The organism is Abyssibacter sp. (assembly GCF_964229365.1).
GTDB lineage: Bacteria > Pseudomonadota > Gammaproteobacteria > Nevskiales > OUC007 > Abyssibacter.
In genome coordinates this window covers 16,273-30,659 of the sequence record NZ_CAXRDQ010000021.1, presented here as the reverse complement: position 1 = coordinate 30,659, position 14,387 = coordinate 16,273, and the positions used below count along the sequence as shown (strand labels likewise).

The window sequence follows — 14,387 nt, the reverse complement described above, 5'->3', positions numbered from 1 at the left end:
GGTCGGTTGGCGTCAACCGCCCGGCTATCCATCCCCATGCATCATTCCCCGCGGCTGTGCGCCGCTTACCAAGTCTCGGATCGTATCGGCCAATACGTCGGGCGCCACCAGATGGTCTGGCCGGATCAGCGCGAGCGCGGCTTTCGGCATGACGGGCGATCGCGCTGTTGTCGGATCCTGAACGATGGTGGTTCCTCCCAACGCATCGATGCGCGCCATGCCGGCTGCGCCATCGCTGCTGGCTCCGGTGAGCAACACCGCCAGCAAACGGTTGCCGTAGGCTACGGCGGCTGATTCGAACAGCACATCAATGGATGGCTGAGCGTGATTCACCGGCTCATCGGACGACAAGCTCAGCCGGCGGTCTCGTTCGAGGAGCGCATGATAACCGCCCGGAGCCAGGTAGACGCGATCACCCTCGGGCACTTGCTTGTCCTCGATCTCGACCATCCGGCAACCGCAACGCGTGTTGAAGTGCGTGACGAAATCCTGCGTGCTGTCTCTGGGGATGTGGATAACCACGAAAATCGGTGGCATGTCCGACCGCGGGAGACTCGCGAACAGGTTCATCAGCACGTCGAAGCTGCCGTGGGAGCCACCGATGACGATGGCGTCAAACTGCACGGTAGAGCCGCGCGTGGCGGTCCAGACACTCGAAGTCAGACCCGCTGGCCAGGTGCGTCATGCTTTCCTTCGCGCCCAACGCGACGAACCCTCGGTGGGCCAGGCTGCGATGAAACAAATCCACCACGCGATTCTGCAGATCGCGCTCGAAATAAATCAGCACGTTGCGGCAAAGCACCAGCACCATCTCGCCGAAGACCTCGTCGGACACCACGTTGTGCTGCGAAAACACCATGTTGTCGCGCAGCGAGTTCGCGAACCGCGCCGAGCCGTACTGTTGGAGCACGTAGTCCGCCAGCTGGCCTGTCCCGCCCGCTGCCAGATAGTTTTTCTCGCCGCGGGCGATCGCCTCGCTGGTGTAGATGCCGTCGCGGGCGCGGGCCAGCGCATCGGTGTTGATGTCGGTCGCGTAAATCTGTGCGCGATCCAGCAGGCCGGCTTCGCGAAGCATGATCGCCATGGAGTACACCTCCTCTCCCGACGCACAACCGGCATGCCATATCTTGAAATACGGATAGGTTCGAAGCACCGGAAATACATGCTCTCGGATCGCGGCAAAGCATTCGGGATCGCGGAAAGGTTCCGTCACGTTAACGGCGATCCCATTGACCATGCGATCAACGAAACCCGGTTCGTGCAGCAGCCGGGGAATCAGGTCGGTGACATGGTCCAGCGCCAGCTTTTCCACCAGGCCCTGCAGCCGGCGCTCCAGCGAAGCACGGGAGTACTGGCGAAAGTCCAGGCCGTAGCGCTGGTGCAGCGCGGTGACGACCAGATCGGTCTCAATTTTGAGAACGTCGGGATCGATCACGCGGCCCGACCCAGCCAGACTCGGATCATGGCGAGCAGCCGATCCATGTCGATGGGCTTGGTCAAGTAGTCGTTGGCGCCGGCTTCGATGCACTTGCGGCGATCCTCCGCCATGGCCTTGGCGGTCAGCGCGATGACGGGAATATTTGCAAAACGTTCATCCGCACGCATCTTGCCCATCGCCTCGTAGCCATCCATGACCGGCATCATGATGTCCATCAGCACAAGGTCCACCGACCCCAGCTCCGCCAGCTTGTCCAACGCCATCTGACCGTTGTCGGCGATGTGGATTTCGAACCCCTTCTTCTTCAGCGATCCCGACAGGGCAAAGGTGTTGCGAAGATCATCGTCGACCACCAGCACCCGCTTGCCGTCAAACACGCCGGGGCCATCATGCAGCCGCTGTAATATCTGGCGCTGTTGATCCGGCAACTTCTCGTTCAGCGCGTGGACGAACAACGTGACCTCATCGAGCAGGCGCTCCGGCGATTCCGCCCCTTTCACCACGACGCTTTCCGCCAGCGCCGACAGCTCCCGATGCTCCTCGCGGGTCAGGTCACGGCCGGTGTAAATGACCACCGGCGGATGCGCCTCGGCCTCGGTTGCGCGCAATCGCTGCAGGAACTCCATGCCGTCGATATCGTCCAGCTTGAGGTCAAGCACAATGCAATCGAAGTGTTCTGCGGCCACCAGCGCCAGCCCTCGTTCACCGCTGCCCTCGACCTCGATCTGCGTCTGATCGTTCTCCAACAGTGTGCGAATCGCGGTTTGCGCCTTGGGATCATCCTCCAGCACCAGCACGCGGCGGCGCTCGTCATGGGCGGATTCGACCCGGCCCAAGGCCTCGGCAAGGTCTTCCAGTGAAACCGGCTTGGCAAGAAAGCCGACGGCGCCCATGCGCAGCGACTGCACCGACTTGTCGGCCGAGGAGACGATGTGCACCGGAATATGGCGGGTCTCCAGACTTTGCTTGAGCGCGGCGAGGACTTCCTGCCCACCCATGTCCGGCAGATGCAGATCGAGAATAATGCCCTGGGGTCGATACTGGGTTGCCAGCGCAAGGCCATTGCGTCCATCGGTTGCGACCAATGCCTTGCGGCCGCGATCACGAATCTGGTCGCGCACGATGGCGGCAAAACTCACATCGTCCTCAATGACCAGCACGCTGTCGCCGGGGCTGGTGACATCGGCCCGGTCATCCGGCACCTGCGGCGCGACCGATGCCGCAGCGGTGTCTTGCGGCGCCGGAGGCACGACAGGCCTGACCACAGGCTGCGGCATCGGCGCCGAAAGATCCGGCGCGTCACCGTTGAAGGCCTGCGGAACAATCGTGGTGAAGGTACTGCCAACACCAGGCTGACTCGTGGCATGAATGACACCACCGAGTAGCGACGACATCTCCCGGCTGATGCTCAAACCCAGGCCCGTTCCGCCGTATTGCCGGCTGGTCGAGCCGTCGGCCTGTACGAAGGGGTTGAAGATGTCCTCGAGCTTGCTCGGATCGATGCCGATACCGGTATCGATCACCGAAAAGGCGACCAGTTGCTCCACCGGCCACGGGCCATCGGGACCCTTCGGCTGCGGCATCGTGGCATCGGGCCTGCCGACTTTCAGCGTCACCGAACCGGTGCTGGTGAACTTGATCGCATTGGAAATCAGGTTGCGAATGATCTGCTGAAGGCGCTGCGTATCGGTGTGCAGCTGCGCCGGTAGCTCACGGTCGCGCTCGATCCGGAATTCGACTCCCTTCGCCTTTGCCATCGGCTGAAACTGTCGCTCCAGCGTCCCCAGCATTCCCGACAACGGAAAGGTCTCCGGATGCACCGCGAGCTGCCCGGCTTCCACCTTGGACAAATCCAGAATTTCATTAATCAGCGTTAGCAGATCGCGCCCGCTTTCGTAGACCACACGCGCAGACTGCGACTGATCGTCGCTGAGGTTGCCGTCCTCGTTGTCCGCCAGCTGCTTGGACAGGATGAGCATGCTGTTGAGCGGCGTGCGCAACTCATGCGACATGTTGGCCAGAAACTCGGATTTGTACTGCGTCGCGCGCTGCAGGCTCTCCGCGGTCTCCTCCAGCTTGGCGCGCTCGGCCGACAGCACCTCGCTCTTCTCTTCGAGTTCCTCGTTGCTGGTGCGCAGTTCCTCACGCTGTTGCTTCAGCTCTTCCTCGGATTGCCGTAGCGCCTGGGTCTGCTCCTCCAGCTCTTCATTGGAGACGCGCAGCTCTTCCTGCTGTTCTTCCAGCTTGGTCGCCATCGCCCGTGTTTCTTCCAGCAATTGCTCCGTGCGGACCTTGCCCTGGATCGCGTCCATGGCGAGCGCGATCGACTCGCCTACGCTGTCGAGCAGCAGGGCAACATCGGCGGGCGGCGAGCGCCGCCATGCCAGTTCCAGCAATCCGACCACCCGGCCCTGCCCACGCAGAGGCGTCAGGGTCACGGTGGTAGTCGCGGTGCGGCCAAGCCCGGACACAACCGGCAGATAATCTGCGGGCAGCTCGGTCAGCACGCGCGTTTGCGTTTCGCTCAAGGCACGCCCCAGCTGGCCCTGGTCGGGATCAAAGCGTGTGGGCCAGTCGATGCCGTCGGGCAGACCGGACTGTGCCTCCAGTCGCAAGCCGTCCTCCACCACCACGTAAAACGCGCCGACATCCGCCTCCAGAAAGCGCAACAACGTGTCCACGACGGAGGCCGACAGCTCGGTGGCCGAGCGAGGCCGACGCATGGCGCGCAACACTTCAAGCTGACCGCCTGCCCGCCAGGCAGATGCATCCACGGCGACGCGGTAACCGGACAGCGCCTCGGCCATGGCATTGAGCGCCAGCGAGAGCGTGTCGCGCTCACTGCGCACCGCGACCGCGGCATGGTAGTCGCCGTCGGCAATCTTCTGCGCCTGCCGTTCCATCGCCTGCGCCGAGTGGCCGAGCGATACCAGGGCATGCGCAAGCACATCATCCGGCCCCAGAGGCTCCGGCAGTGTCGACGTGTCACCCTCGGCAAGCGCCCGTGCCGAGTCGGCGAGCTCCGCGATGCGCTGGTTATAGCGGCGCACCATGATTTCGAGTTGACCGATCTCGTCCGAGCGAACCTCACGCCCATCACTGAGCAGATCGAGCGCACCGGTGGTGGTGACATGCTTGAGATCGGCAGTGAAATTCTGCAGGCCACCGCTTAGACGACGGAATGTCGATACGCCGATGGCGATCACCAGCAGTGCAACCAAACCACCGACGATCAACGTAATTCGGAACGCCCGGTCCGCGCTGTAATAAAGCGTGTCGGCGCGCTGCACCATGGCCTGGCTCAGTGCCGCGCCAACCGAATCGAACCCTGTGCCCATTCGCTCGCGAAGCCGAACACGTGCATCGGGCGCGAGCGGGGCCTCCCAACGAGTCAGCCTGGCGATCGCGTTGAGGGCCGGCGCATCATCGACCCGCACTAGGGCGTCGATCTCCGACGGCAGCGCGCCTCGAGCATGTGCCTGCCGGACATCATCAAGCTGCGCGTAGTAAGCATCCACGGTTCGGCGCACATCACTGACCGTCTCGGCGGCCAGCCCTGCCAACCGCGCCTGGTCATCCATGCGGTCCAGCACGGCGTGTGCGCGCTCGACCCGGTTCTCGATCGTCTCCCGGTAGCGATCGGCGCCGCGCAGCACGTAGTTCTTAAAGGCATGGATAAAGCCGCCGTAACCCAGCGCGTTCAATAGCTCGGCGGTGAGCTCGCGCACTTCCTGTTGCGCCTGGGCATCGTCGATCATCGTCTGCCAGCCGAGGTCGTTGATGGCGTCCAAGGTCGGGTGCACCTGCAGGTTCCCTGGCGCATCCGTGAGTAGCAGGTTGTACAAACCCGCGCGCTCGACCATGGCGTTGGCGGCCACGTTCAATGCAATTGCGATATCCGGTGTCACGGCCTCGCGGGCGTCCGCACACTCAAGCAATGCCGCGACCAGATTCGCGCTGGATCGCAACCGGTACAACACCGCCATCTCCCTGGACTGCGCGGAGGCCTGCGGGTCCTCAATGACGACCGCCGCTCGGTCCATCAGGCGTGCGGTCTGGTGAATCGACGGCTCGAAGCGTGCGATGACCGATCGCGCACCTCCGGTGTCGCCCGTTGCCAGAGCCGAGCGAGCCAGCGCCGCCACGGTCGCGTGGTACGCGCCGAAATCGGTCTGCATGGTGCCGAGGCCGTCCTGCTGGCTCAGCCAGGTTTCGAAGGCCTCCAGTCGTTCCTGCAAACGCTGATCGAACAACGGGCTGACCGATTCGCCGCTGGCGTCAGCCATCAACTGGGCGTCACGCCGCTGAACCAACGCATGGCCGATATCGCGGACATAGCCAATGCCTTCACCGTAGACCACCACGGTGCCGGCCACCTGTTGCGCCACCCGCATCGGCGACAGGGCCAAGCCGACACCCACCGCGGCGAGCAAAACCGGGAGAGCGGCCAATACCAGCATCTTTAATCGCAAACTCACGAAAACATCCCCTGCATCGTTGTTGTCGACACGCATGACGGCGCCGCGATCGAAGGGCCGGTCATGCCGGCGATCGATCGCGCATCTGCACCGAGCGCATCAGCAGATAGAGCCCAAACCCCGTTGCTACGCCGGGCACAATACCCAGGACCAGACACATCCAGCCATGCCGAACGCCCAGCGTCCGGCGCTCGTGAATCACCCAGATGACCAGCAACAACCAGCACAGAATCGCATCGGTGGCGTATCCCGCCGCGAACGGGTTGACGAACCCGGCAAGCGCCGCGGCCATGACATCGGGCTGAACCAGCAGCGGCGGCACGACGACCACGGCGAAGATGCCAGCGAAAAGCACGGCGACAGCCAGCACCAACCCGCGAAATAGACTATCCGGCATCCTGCCTCCCCGAGGTTTGTCGAACGACCTGATCGAGTGACTGTACCGTTTTAGCCTGTCAGGCGGATATGCTGACCCGGTCATTCTCATGGCGGAAACGCATGCTCATGGCGGGTGTAATCGGCACGCCCGGCTGCGTATTGCTCACGCTGGGCATGAACGCGCTGTGGGGTCATGCCGTGCTGCCGTGGCTGGCCAGCCGTGACGCCGCGCTGAGCGTGATTGGCGTCGCTGCCGTCATTCTGATCTGGGAATTGTTGATCATCGTGCCGACCGTTATCGAACTGGGCCGCCTCAATCGCGAGAAGCAGCCACCCGGCTCTACGTAGCGCGGGAAAGAGCGGAGTCGGCCGTCAGAGCCGCGACGAGATTATCCGTTCGGACCTGCCGACACCCAGAGTCGGTCGCCTTCCTGTGCGGCCACGAGGCCGAGATCGGATAACCAGCCCACCGCGTCTGGCGACGAGTTCCACGGCAGAAAACCCAGCCGTGGTCCGGAGGGCGACGTGTCAGCGACAACGGTCGTCACGGTGTCGCCGATCAATAGCAACTGTTGGCAGGCCCAGTACCAGCGCCCGCGCTGCGCGTCGGTCCATGTCGACGTATCCAGCTCGCCTTCGGTCTGCAACACGCGGCCCCATTCGGATTCGCAATAAAGCCGCAGCGCAGGCAACAGCCCTGCCTGATCCAGCAGGCTTGGTCGCAACGCGACGGTGGCACCGCGCACCTGGCCGACCGCCTCGTCCAGCGCTGCGAGCGCCATCTGTTGCGGTGGGGCCGCCGCCATGCGCTTGAGCGACAGCACGGCCAGCGTCAGCGATTGCGCAATGTCGTCATGCAGCGTGGACGCCAGGCTCTGGCGATCACGCAGCAATTGTTCCAATGCTTGTTCGATGGAGTCGGGCAATGATCCAGGCTCGACGGCGTGAGGGTGGGCACTATGCCATGACCTACCGAGGGCGCATCAGGCCCCGGCGCGATCCGGCTCGTTCGGGCAAGGTCAGAACAACTCGATGCTGCCTTCGTCCAGCGATTCCTGCGTCACCGGGTGATGCGGCGTCTGCTTCCACTGCTCGCGCGCCGGCTGTATCCGCTGGTTGAACTGCTTGAGTTCGCGCACTCGCTCATCGCTGGTATTGGCCGCGCTGGTGGGCAGCAGGCCGGTGAGCACCAGCGCCTCGCGGCTGATGTGTTCCAGGCGATCCAGATGATCACCGACCGAGCCCAGCGCCTGGGTCGCGATGTCCTCGAATTGCAACGATCGCACCGCCTTCTGCACCGCCGCCTCGATCTGCTCGCGGCAGTCGGAAACCCGGTGGATGCCGCTGGACAGCTTGGCATCGATGGATTCGACCTGGGTGACCAGTTGCGCGGCCTGCGACTTGGCCTGGCTGCTCGCCTCCATGTCGCGGGTCGCCATGTTCTGTACCGTCTGGCGCACGGTCGACATGGCATCACGGGCGTTATGCGCAAGCCCTCGAATCTGTTCGTTAAAGGAAGTAGACCGCTCGGAAAGGCTGCGCACTTCCTCGGCCACCACGGCAAAACCGCGCCCGGCGTCGCCGGCGCGTGCGGCCTCGATGGCCGCGTTCAGCGCCAGTAAATTGGTTTGGTCGGCGATGGATTTTACATCCTCCAGCAGTTCGAAGATCGCATCGAGCTGCTTGTTCATCTGATCGATCTGGCCCAGCGTCGACGCGCTGCGCTGGCTCTCCTCGTGCATCAGCGTGACCAGCTCCTCGATGAGCGAACCCGCCCGCACCGCGAAGTCACGCACGTTGACACCGGCATCGTCCGAGGTCTGTGCCAGCAGGCTGCCCACGGCCTCTTGCTGGGTTCGTGAGGTCTGGCTGATGGCGCTGAAGCTGCTGCCCAGTTCTGACACCGCCTCACGCACCAGACCGTTGACGCGATGGATTTCGTTACGGACCTCGCCCATCTCGTTCTTCGCCGAGCCGCCGAGTTCATCCAGCAGGGTCTGGTTCTGCCGCAGGGTCTGCTCGTGGGTTTCCACAGAATGTACGCGCTGCCAGATCGACCAGCCGGTCCAGGCCAGCGCTCCGAGCAGCCCGGCGGTGGTGGACCACAGCAAGATCGCCGGCGCGCCAGACAGCGCGGTGATGACATGGGCGACCGTCAAACCGGCCAGCGCGAGCAGGATCTTGAAATCGGGCGTGGACATGCGTGGTCTCCGAGACTCCGTGAACGCTGGATCTATCGGCCGCAATGCCGGGAGCTTTAGGAAGCACTGATCTATTCCCACCACCAAGACGGAGCCGGTTTTCGCGCAAGCCCAGGCGGAGTGAGTGCGATTTGGTCGGTCCATAGGTGGACAACACCGATACGCGCGACACGTGATCCGGCGCCCGGCCAGCGCCGACCGTCAGGCGACGGCTTGCTGCCGGGTGGCATCCAGGGCTGCTTGCGCCATCGCGTCCAGCGAGACGATGCGGTCCACGGCGCCGAGCCGCACGGCGGCGCCGGGCATGCCCCAGACCACGCTGCTGGCCTCGTCCTGCGCCAGAGTACGTGCACCGGCCCGATGCAGCGTTTGCATCGCGGCCGCACCATCGGTGCCCATGCCGGTCAGCATCACGGCGACCGCGTTGCGCCCACATGCCCTTGCCACCGAGTCGAACAGCACATCCACACTCGGCCTGTGTCCGCTCACCGGATCATCATCACTGAGACGGCAGATCAGGCGGGCACCGCTGCGCACCACGCGCAGATGTTGGTTGCCCGGCGCGAGATAGGCATGTCCGGGGGTGATGGGTTGTCCATCACTGGCCTGGCAGACACGCATCGCGGAGACGCCATCCAGCCGCTGGGCGAGCGAGGCGCTAAAGGCCACCGGGATGTGCTGCGCCATGACAATGGCAGGCGCGTCTGCGGGCATGCGTTCCAGCACGCAGCGCAGCGCCTCGGTGCCACCGGTGGATGAGCCGATGCAGATCAGCTGGTCCGTCGTCCGGTAGGCCTGGGCCACCGCAGCCTCTACTAACGGCGCCGCCTGCTGGCGCTGCCGGGGCCGAGACTGCGCCACCGCGCGAACCTTGTCGCAAAGCAGGTCGGCATAGGCCCGCAGGCCGTCGGCAACGCCGATCTCCGGTTTGGTGACGAAATCGATCGCGCCGAGTTCCAGCGCGCGCAGGGTGATTTCGGCGCCGCGTGCGGTCAGCGACGACACCATGAGCACCGGCATCGGCCGCAACCGCATCAGATTGTCGAGAAATGTCAGCCCGTCCATCCGCGGCATCTCGACATCCAGCGTCAACACGTCCGGGTTGAGCGCCTTGATTTTCTCGCGCGCGTCGAAGGGATCGCGCGCGGTGCCAACCACCTCGATGTCGCCGGCCTGATCCAGCAATTCGCCGAGCACCTGCCGGACCAGCGCGGAATCATCAACAACCAGAACGCGGGTGGCCATCAGAACAATTCGACGCTGCCGGCATCCGGCACATGGGTTTGCAGGCGGCGACGGTGTTGGTCTTCGTCGGTGGCAATCCGTCGCGCCTCGATCACCGGCAGCCGCTTGACGAAGGCGCGCCCGCTGCCCGAAAAGAAATGCACGCGTCGCGGCCAGGGCCCACCCACGTCGGAGGCCAGCACGGCAATGCCCTCGGTGCGCAGATACTGCTGCACGAAGGCGATATTGCTGGCGCCAACTTCGGTCTGTGTCATTGATCGAATCACCGCCGCACCACCAAACAACTTGGCGCGCAGCCGCGATCGCGCAGCGCCCAGCGCCATCAAGCGGTTGATCAGTAACTCCATGGCATGCACGCCATAGCGCCCTGACCCCGTGCCGTCTCCGGCATCCCCAGGCAGCATGAAATGGTTCATCCCCCCGACCTGTGCAACATCGTCCCATAGGCAGGCTGCGACGCAGGAGCCGAGAATGGTGACCAGCATGGCGTCGTCATCCGTCCCCACAAGCTCGCCCGGCAGCAGCTTGATCGCGGGGGTGTCGAACCCGCGGTCGTGGTAGCGCATCGGCGCCGACTCGGCTGCAGTTGCCCATTGATCGAAGCGCCGGTCCAGCGGCTCGGCACAGATCGCAGCGGCGCTCATGCTGCCGCCTCGGCCGCACGGCTGCGGTAAACGGTGTGGCCCTGCGACGCAAAGCCATCCACTTCACGGGCCTGGCTCTCGGAGTGGCCGACGAACAGCCAGCCGCCCGGATTCAGGCAGCGATGGAACTGCTGCAGCACCTGGGTCTGCGTCGGCTTGTCGAAATAAATCATGACGTTGCGACAGAACACGACGTCCACACCGCGGAATCTCGACCAGTCCGGCGCCAGCAGATTGAACGGCTCGAAACGTGTAAGCCGCGCCAGCTCCGGCCGCACGCGGACCTTGCCGGCCATCGGCCCGGTGCCACGGAGAAAGAACTGCTGCCGGCGAGCTGTCGACAGCTCGTCGATCCGTTCGATCGGGTAAACGCCCTGTCGGCACTGGTCCAGCACCTGCGTATCGATGTCCGTCGCAATGATCTCGACCGGCGGTGTCCACGAGCGGTAGTGCTCGACGACCGTCATCGCGATCGACTGGGGTTCCTCGCCGGTGGAGGCGGCGCTGCACCAGATTCGCAGCCGCTGCCTGCCGTAGCCCGCCAGCACCTCGCGGAGCACTTCGAAGTGATGGGCCTCGCGAAAAAACGCGGTGAGGTTGGTGGTCAGTGCATTGACAAAGCGCTGGCGTTCGCCGCCGACATCGCCCTCGACGCGCTCCAGGTAGTCATCAAATCCAGCACAGCCGAGGGCGCGCAGGCGCCGAATCAGCCGGCCGTAGACCATGTCCTGCTTGGTCTCGGCCAGGCTGATGCCGGCGTAGTCGCCGATGCGCCGACGAATGCGCTGGAACTGGTCTGCGGTTAGCCGGAACTCTTTGCTGCGATCAGACATGGCTCGCCCCGGCCCGGACCGCCTAAAACTCGGCCCAGTGTTCGTCCGGCGCCGCCTGGGCAGCTCGCGCCCCCGGTGCCGGCGCCAAGGCCGCGCGGGGTTCCGGACGGGACCGCGCCGGCTGGTTGGCGGCGCTCACCGATGGCTCCACGCGAGCAATGCGTTCCTGGCCACCGCGAATTGCGGGGGCTACCCCCGGCTCCGCGGCATCGAACCGGAACCGCATGATCGCCTGCAGCAAACCGTCCGCCTGCTCCGTCATGGACTTGGCCGCGGCAGCGGATTCCTCCACCAGCGCCGCGTTCTGCTGCGTTCCCTGATCCATGTGTGTGATCGCATCGTTGACCTGCTCGATGCCGGATCGCTGTTCGCGCGAGGCCGCGGTGATCTCGCCCATGATGTCGGTGACTCGTTTCACGGCCGAGACGATCTCCGCCATGGTCTCGCCCGCCTGGTCGACCATCTCGCTGCCCTTCTCGATGTTGTCGACCGAACTGGAGATCAGCTTCTTGATCTCCTTGGCCGCACCGGAGGACCGCTGCGCCAGCGAGCGAACCTCGCCGGCCACCACGGCAAATCCGCGGCCCTGCTCCCCGGCGCGGGCGGCTTCCACCGCCGCGTTGAGCGCCAGAATATTAGTCTGGAACGCGATGCCCTCGATCACGCTGATGATCTCGCTGATCTCCCGCGAGCTATTCGTGATTTCGCCCATGCGCTGCACGACCTCACGCACCACCTGCCCACCCTTGTCGGCGGTGTCCCGCGCGCCGACGGCGAGCTGGTTGGCCTGTTCGGCGTTCTCGGTGTTCTGCCGCACGGCCGAGGTCAGCTCCTCCATCGACGATGCGGTTTCCTCGAGGCTGGCGGCGGTTTGTTCGGTGCGTGCCGACAAGTCGTTGGAGCCGGAGGCCACATCCCGCGACGCGCTGTTGATCTCCTCGGAGGAGCCGCGAATCTGCAGCAGCAGCGACGACAGCTGGTCCACCGTCGCATTGACCGAAGCCTTGAGTTCGGCCCAGCTGCCGCGGTAGTCCGCCTCGATACGCTGGGTGAAATCGCCATCGGCCAGGTAGCCCAGCGAGGTGTTCACCTGCTTGAAGCCGGCTTCGAAACCCTCCATCAGGCTGTTGACGCCCTCGGACAGCCGCAGGAAGAAGCCCTGCTTGTCGGCCACGCTGATGCGGTTGGAAAAATCCCCCTGGTTGGCCGCCTCGATGGACTGGCCGATCTCGTTCTCGACCGCGACCTCGGCGGTCCGGTCCAGCCATTCGACCACGGTGCCGGCGCGATCACCCTGTTCGCCAAAAATCGGCGTCACGGTCAGCTCCATGGTGCGGCCGCCGAGATTCAGCTCGGCGCGGTGCACGTCGGTGAGCCGTTCCAGCATGCGCTTCTGGTGCTCAGGATTCTTGTGGAATACATCGATGCTGCGACCGCGCAAGCCTTCGGTGCGGAACTCAGGCAACTGCTTGCGAATGTCGGACTCGGCATCGGCAAGCATGGTCTCGATGGACGCGTTCAGATAAATGATATTGCGGTCGTTGTCCGCGATCATCACGTTCGTGGTCACGCTGTCCAGCGCGTTGCGGATGCGCAGATTTTCGGTGGCCACGTCGCGCTCGCGCCGCTGGTTGGCCTCCATGGTATCGAGCATCGCGTTCACCCCGGCGCACAACTCGGCGACCAGACCCTCTGCGTTGTCGACGACGATGCGCTTGGACAGATCCCCCGAGCTGGCGACCTCGGCGGCCTGCTTCACGGCAAGCTCCAGCGCCTGGTTCGCTCGCACCTTGTCGGTGACATCGGTGGCGTACTTGACCACCTTGAACGGCTGGCCGTTGAGGTCATAGATCGGGTTGTAAGACGCCTCGATCCAGATCTCCCGCCCGCCCTTGCCCAGGCGCCGGTACTGGCCGGAGTCGAATTCCCCATTCCGCAGCTTTGCCCAGAACGCGCGGTACTCGGCGCTCTCGGCGTCTGCCGGGTCAACGAACAGCCGATGATGCTGGCCCTGGATCTCGTCCAGCCGATAACCCACAGCCGCGAGAAAATTGTCATTGGCCGACCGGATGGTCCCGTCGAGATTGAACTCGATCACCGCCTGAGACTTGCTGATCGCCTCCAGCTGCCCCGCATGATCGGCCGCCTCGATCCGCTTGGCCGTCACGTCGGTCGCGTACTTGACGACCTTGAACGGTTTGCCCGCCGCATCGAGAATCGGGTTGTAGGACGCCTCGATCCAGATCTCGCGCCCGCCCTTGCCAACTCGCTTGTACAGCCCGCGGTCAAACTCGCCGCGCCCGAGGCGTTCCCAGAACAGCCGATACTCCTCGGATGCGCGCTCGTCGGCGTGGACGAACATGCGGTGGTGCTGACCGCGAATCTCGTCGAGGCTGTACCCCACCGCGCTCAGAAAATTCTCATTGGCGTCGAGAATAGTGCCGTCGAGCTTGAACTCGATCACGGCCTGTGACTTGTTGATCGCCGCCACCTGACCCAACAGATCGGCTTGCCTTGCGCCGTTGCCATCGCCGTTGCCGTTGCCGGCAAACCACCGGCGTAGATTGAATGTGCTCATGCGAGATGCTCCCAGTCGCTTAGTGCGCCGCCTGCGACGCGTCAGATGAAGCGGTCAGCGCCATGTCATCGCTGGCCATCAGTCGTTCGATATCCACCAGAATCAGCAGCCGCTCGTCGATCGAGCCAAGCCCGCTGATGTACCGCGTGTCCATCGCGCCACCGAACTCCGGCGGCGGCAGAGTCTGGTCATCAGTGAGCCGCAGCACGTCGGACACGCTGTCGACCACCATGCCGACGTTGCGGCGCTCCAGCTGCAGAATGATCATCACCGTATAGGCGTCGTAGACCGCCTCGCCCAGCTTGAAGCGCAGCCGCATGTCCACCACCGGCATGATGGTGCCGCGCAGGTTGATCACGCCTTTGACGAACGCCGGCGCATCGGGAATCTTGGTCACGGCGTCGTAGCCGCGAATCTCCTGCACCTTGAGGATGTCGACGCCGTATTCCTCATCGCCCAGGCGAAAGGTCAGGTACTCGCGGACGGAGGCTCCAGCCTCCAGCACCGGCGCATGCGCCCTGTGGTCGGTGTCGGTCGCTGCCAGTTGTGTCATGAGCTGTTCTCCTCGTGTCTGTGGCGGCTCATCGTCATA

General features: G+C 64.2%; 12 protein-coding genes. 1 reads left to right on the top strand and 11 read right to left on the bottom strand.

Going from position 1 to position 14,387, the window contains the following annotated elements:
• Positions 1–24: 24 nt before the first annotated feature.
• From ACE1EY_RS02915 to ACE1EY_RS02900, 4 genes are all read right to left on the bottom strand, one after another.
• Positions 25–624, bottom strand: a complete 600-nt coding sequence (locus ACE1EY_RS02915) for a chemotaxis protein CheB (protein ID WP_291514951.1) — start codon at positions 622–624, stop codon at positions 25–27.
• Positions 614–1,435: a protein-glutamate O-methyltransferase CheR gene (locus tag ACE1EY_RS02910; protein WP_291514950.1), complete on the bottom strand. Its 822-nt coding sequence runs from the start codon at positions 1,433–1,435 to the stop codon at positions 614–616. Before ACE1EY_RS02910 ends, ACE1EY_RS02915 begins: the two co-directional genes overlap by 11 nt.
• Positions 1,432–5,916, bottom strand: a complete 4,485-nt coding sequence (locus ACE1EY_RS02905; RefSeq protein WP_370299430.1) for a response regulator — start codon at positions 5,914–5,916, stop codon at positions 1,432–1,434. Before ACE1EY_RS02905 ends, ACE1EY_RS02910 begins: the two co-directional genes overlap by 4 nt.
• Before the next feature lie 61 nt (positions 5,917–5,977).
• The gene (locus tag ACE1EY_RS02900; protein WP_370299429.1) at positions 5,978–6,313 is read right to left on the bottom strand and encodes a DUF2834 domain-containing protein; all 336 of its coding nucleotides are present in this window, start codon (positions 6,311–6,313) and stop codon (positions 5,978–5,980) included.
• Positions 6,314–6,420: 107 nt separating this feature from the next.
• Between ACE1EY_RS02900 and ACE1EY_RS02895 the strand changes: the two genes are divergently transcribed.
• A complete protein-coding gene (locus ACE1EY_RS02895; protein ID WP_370299428.1) occupies positions 6,421–6,642 on the top strand; it encodes a hypothetical protein in 222 nt (73 codons plus the stop codon).
• Between the two features lie 41 nt (positions 6,643–6,683).
• Here the strand turns inward: ACE1EY_RS02895 and ACE1EY_RS02890 are convergent, their stop codons facing one another.
• From ACE1EY_RS02890 to ACE1EY_RS02860, 7 genes are all read right to left on the bottom strand, one after another.
• The gene (locus tag ACE1EY_RS02890; protein WP_370299427.1) at positions 6,684–7,220 is read right to left on the bottom strand and encodes a histidine kinase; all 537 of its coding nucleotides are present in this window, start codon (positions 7,218–7,220) and stop codon (positions 6,684–6,686) included.
• Positions 7,221–7,313: 93 nt separating this feature from the next.
• Positions 7,314–8,495, bottom strand: a complete 1,182-nt coding sequence (locus tag ACE1EY_RS02885) for a methyl-accepting chemotaxis protein (RefSeq protein ID WP_370299426.1) — start codon at positions 8,493–8,495, stop codon at positions 7,314–7,316.
• 201 nt (positions 8,496–8,696) lie between these two features.
• Entirely contained in the window at positions 8,697–9,740 is a 1,044-nt protein-coding gene (locus ACE1EY_RS02880; protein WP_291515191.1) for a chemotaxis response regulator protein-glutamate methylesterase, read from the bottom strand.
• On the bottom strand, positions 9,740–10,306 hold the full coding sequence (cheD, locus tag ACE1EY_RS02875; RefSeq protein ID WP_370299454.1) for a chemoreceptor glutamine deamidase CheD: 567 nt from the start codon (positions 10,304–10,306) through the stop codon (positions 9,740–9,742). The genes ACE1EY_RS02880 and cheD overlap by 1 nt, the downstream gene beginning before the upstream one ends.
• Positions 10,307–10,380: 74 nt before the next feature.
• Positions 10,381–11,217 (bottom strand): CheR family methyltransferase, encoded by an 837-nt coding sequence (locus ACE1EY_RS02870; RefSeq protein ID WP_370299425.1) that lies wholly within the window; start codon positions 11,215–11,217, stop codon positions 10,381–10,383.
• 22 nt (positions 11,218–11,239) lie between these two features.
• Positions 11,240–13,795, bottom strand: a complete 2,556-nt coding sequence (locus ACE1EY_RS02865; protein WP_370299424.1) for a methyl-accepting chemotaxis protein — start codon at positions 13,793–13,795, stop codon at positions 11,240–11,242.
• 19 nt (positions 13,796–13,814) lie between these two features.
• Entirely contained in the window at positions 13,815–14,348 is a 534-nt protein-coding gene (locus ACE1EY_RS02860) for a chemotaxis protein CheW (protein ID WP_370299423.1), read from the bottom strand.
• Positions 14,349–14,387 lie beyond the last annotated feature (39 nt).

Bases quoted from the DNA above. Each gene is read 5' to 3' on its own strand.
- ACE1EY_RS02900 (WP_370299429.1), bottom strand. From the start codon at position 6,313: ATGCCGGATAGTCTATTTCGCGGGTTGGTGCTGGCTGTCGCCGTGCTT.
- ACE1EY_RS02895 (WP_370299428.1), top strand. From the start codon at position 6,421: ATGGCGGGTGTAATCGGCACGCCCGGCTGCGTATTGCTCACGCTGGGC.
- ACE1EY_RS02885 (WP_370299426.1), bottom strand. From the start codon at position 8,495: ATGTCCACGCCCGATTTCAAGATCCTGCTCGCGCTGGCCGGTTTGACG.
- ACE1EY_RS02880 (WP_291515191.1), bottom strand. From the start codon at position 9,740: ATGGCCACCCGCGTTCTGGTTGTTGATGATTCCGCGCTGGTCCGGCAG.
- cheD (WP_370299454.1), bottom strand. From the start codon at position 10,306: ATGCGCTACCACGACCGCGGGTTCGACACCCCCGCGATCAAGCTGCTG.
- ACE1EY_RS02870 (WP_370299425.1), bottom strand. From the start codon at position 11,217: ATGTCTGATCGCAGCAAAGAGTTCCGGCTAACCGCAGACCAGTTCCAG.
- ACE1EY_RS02865 (WP_370299424.1), bottom strand. From the start codon at position 13,795: ATGAGCACATTCAATCTACGCCGGTGGTTTGCCGGCAACGGCAACGGC.
- ACE1EY_RS02860 (WP_370299423.1), bottom strand. From the start codon at position 14,348: ATGACACAACTGGCAGCGACCGACACCGACCACAGGGCGCATGCGCCG.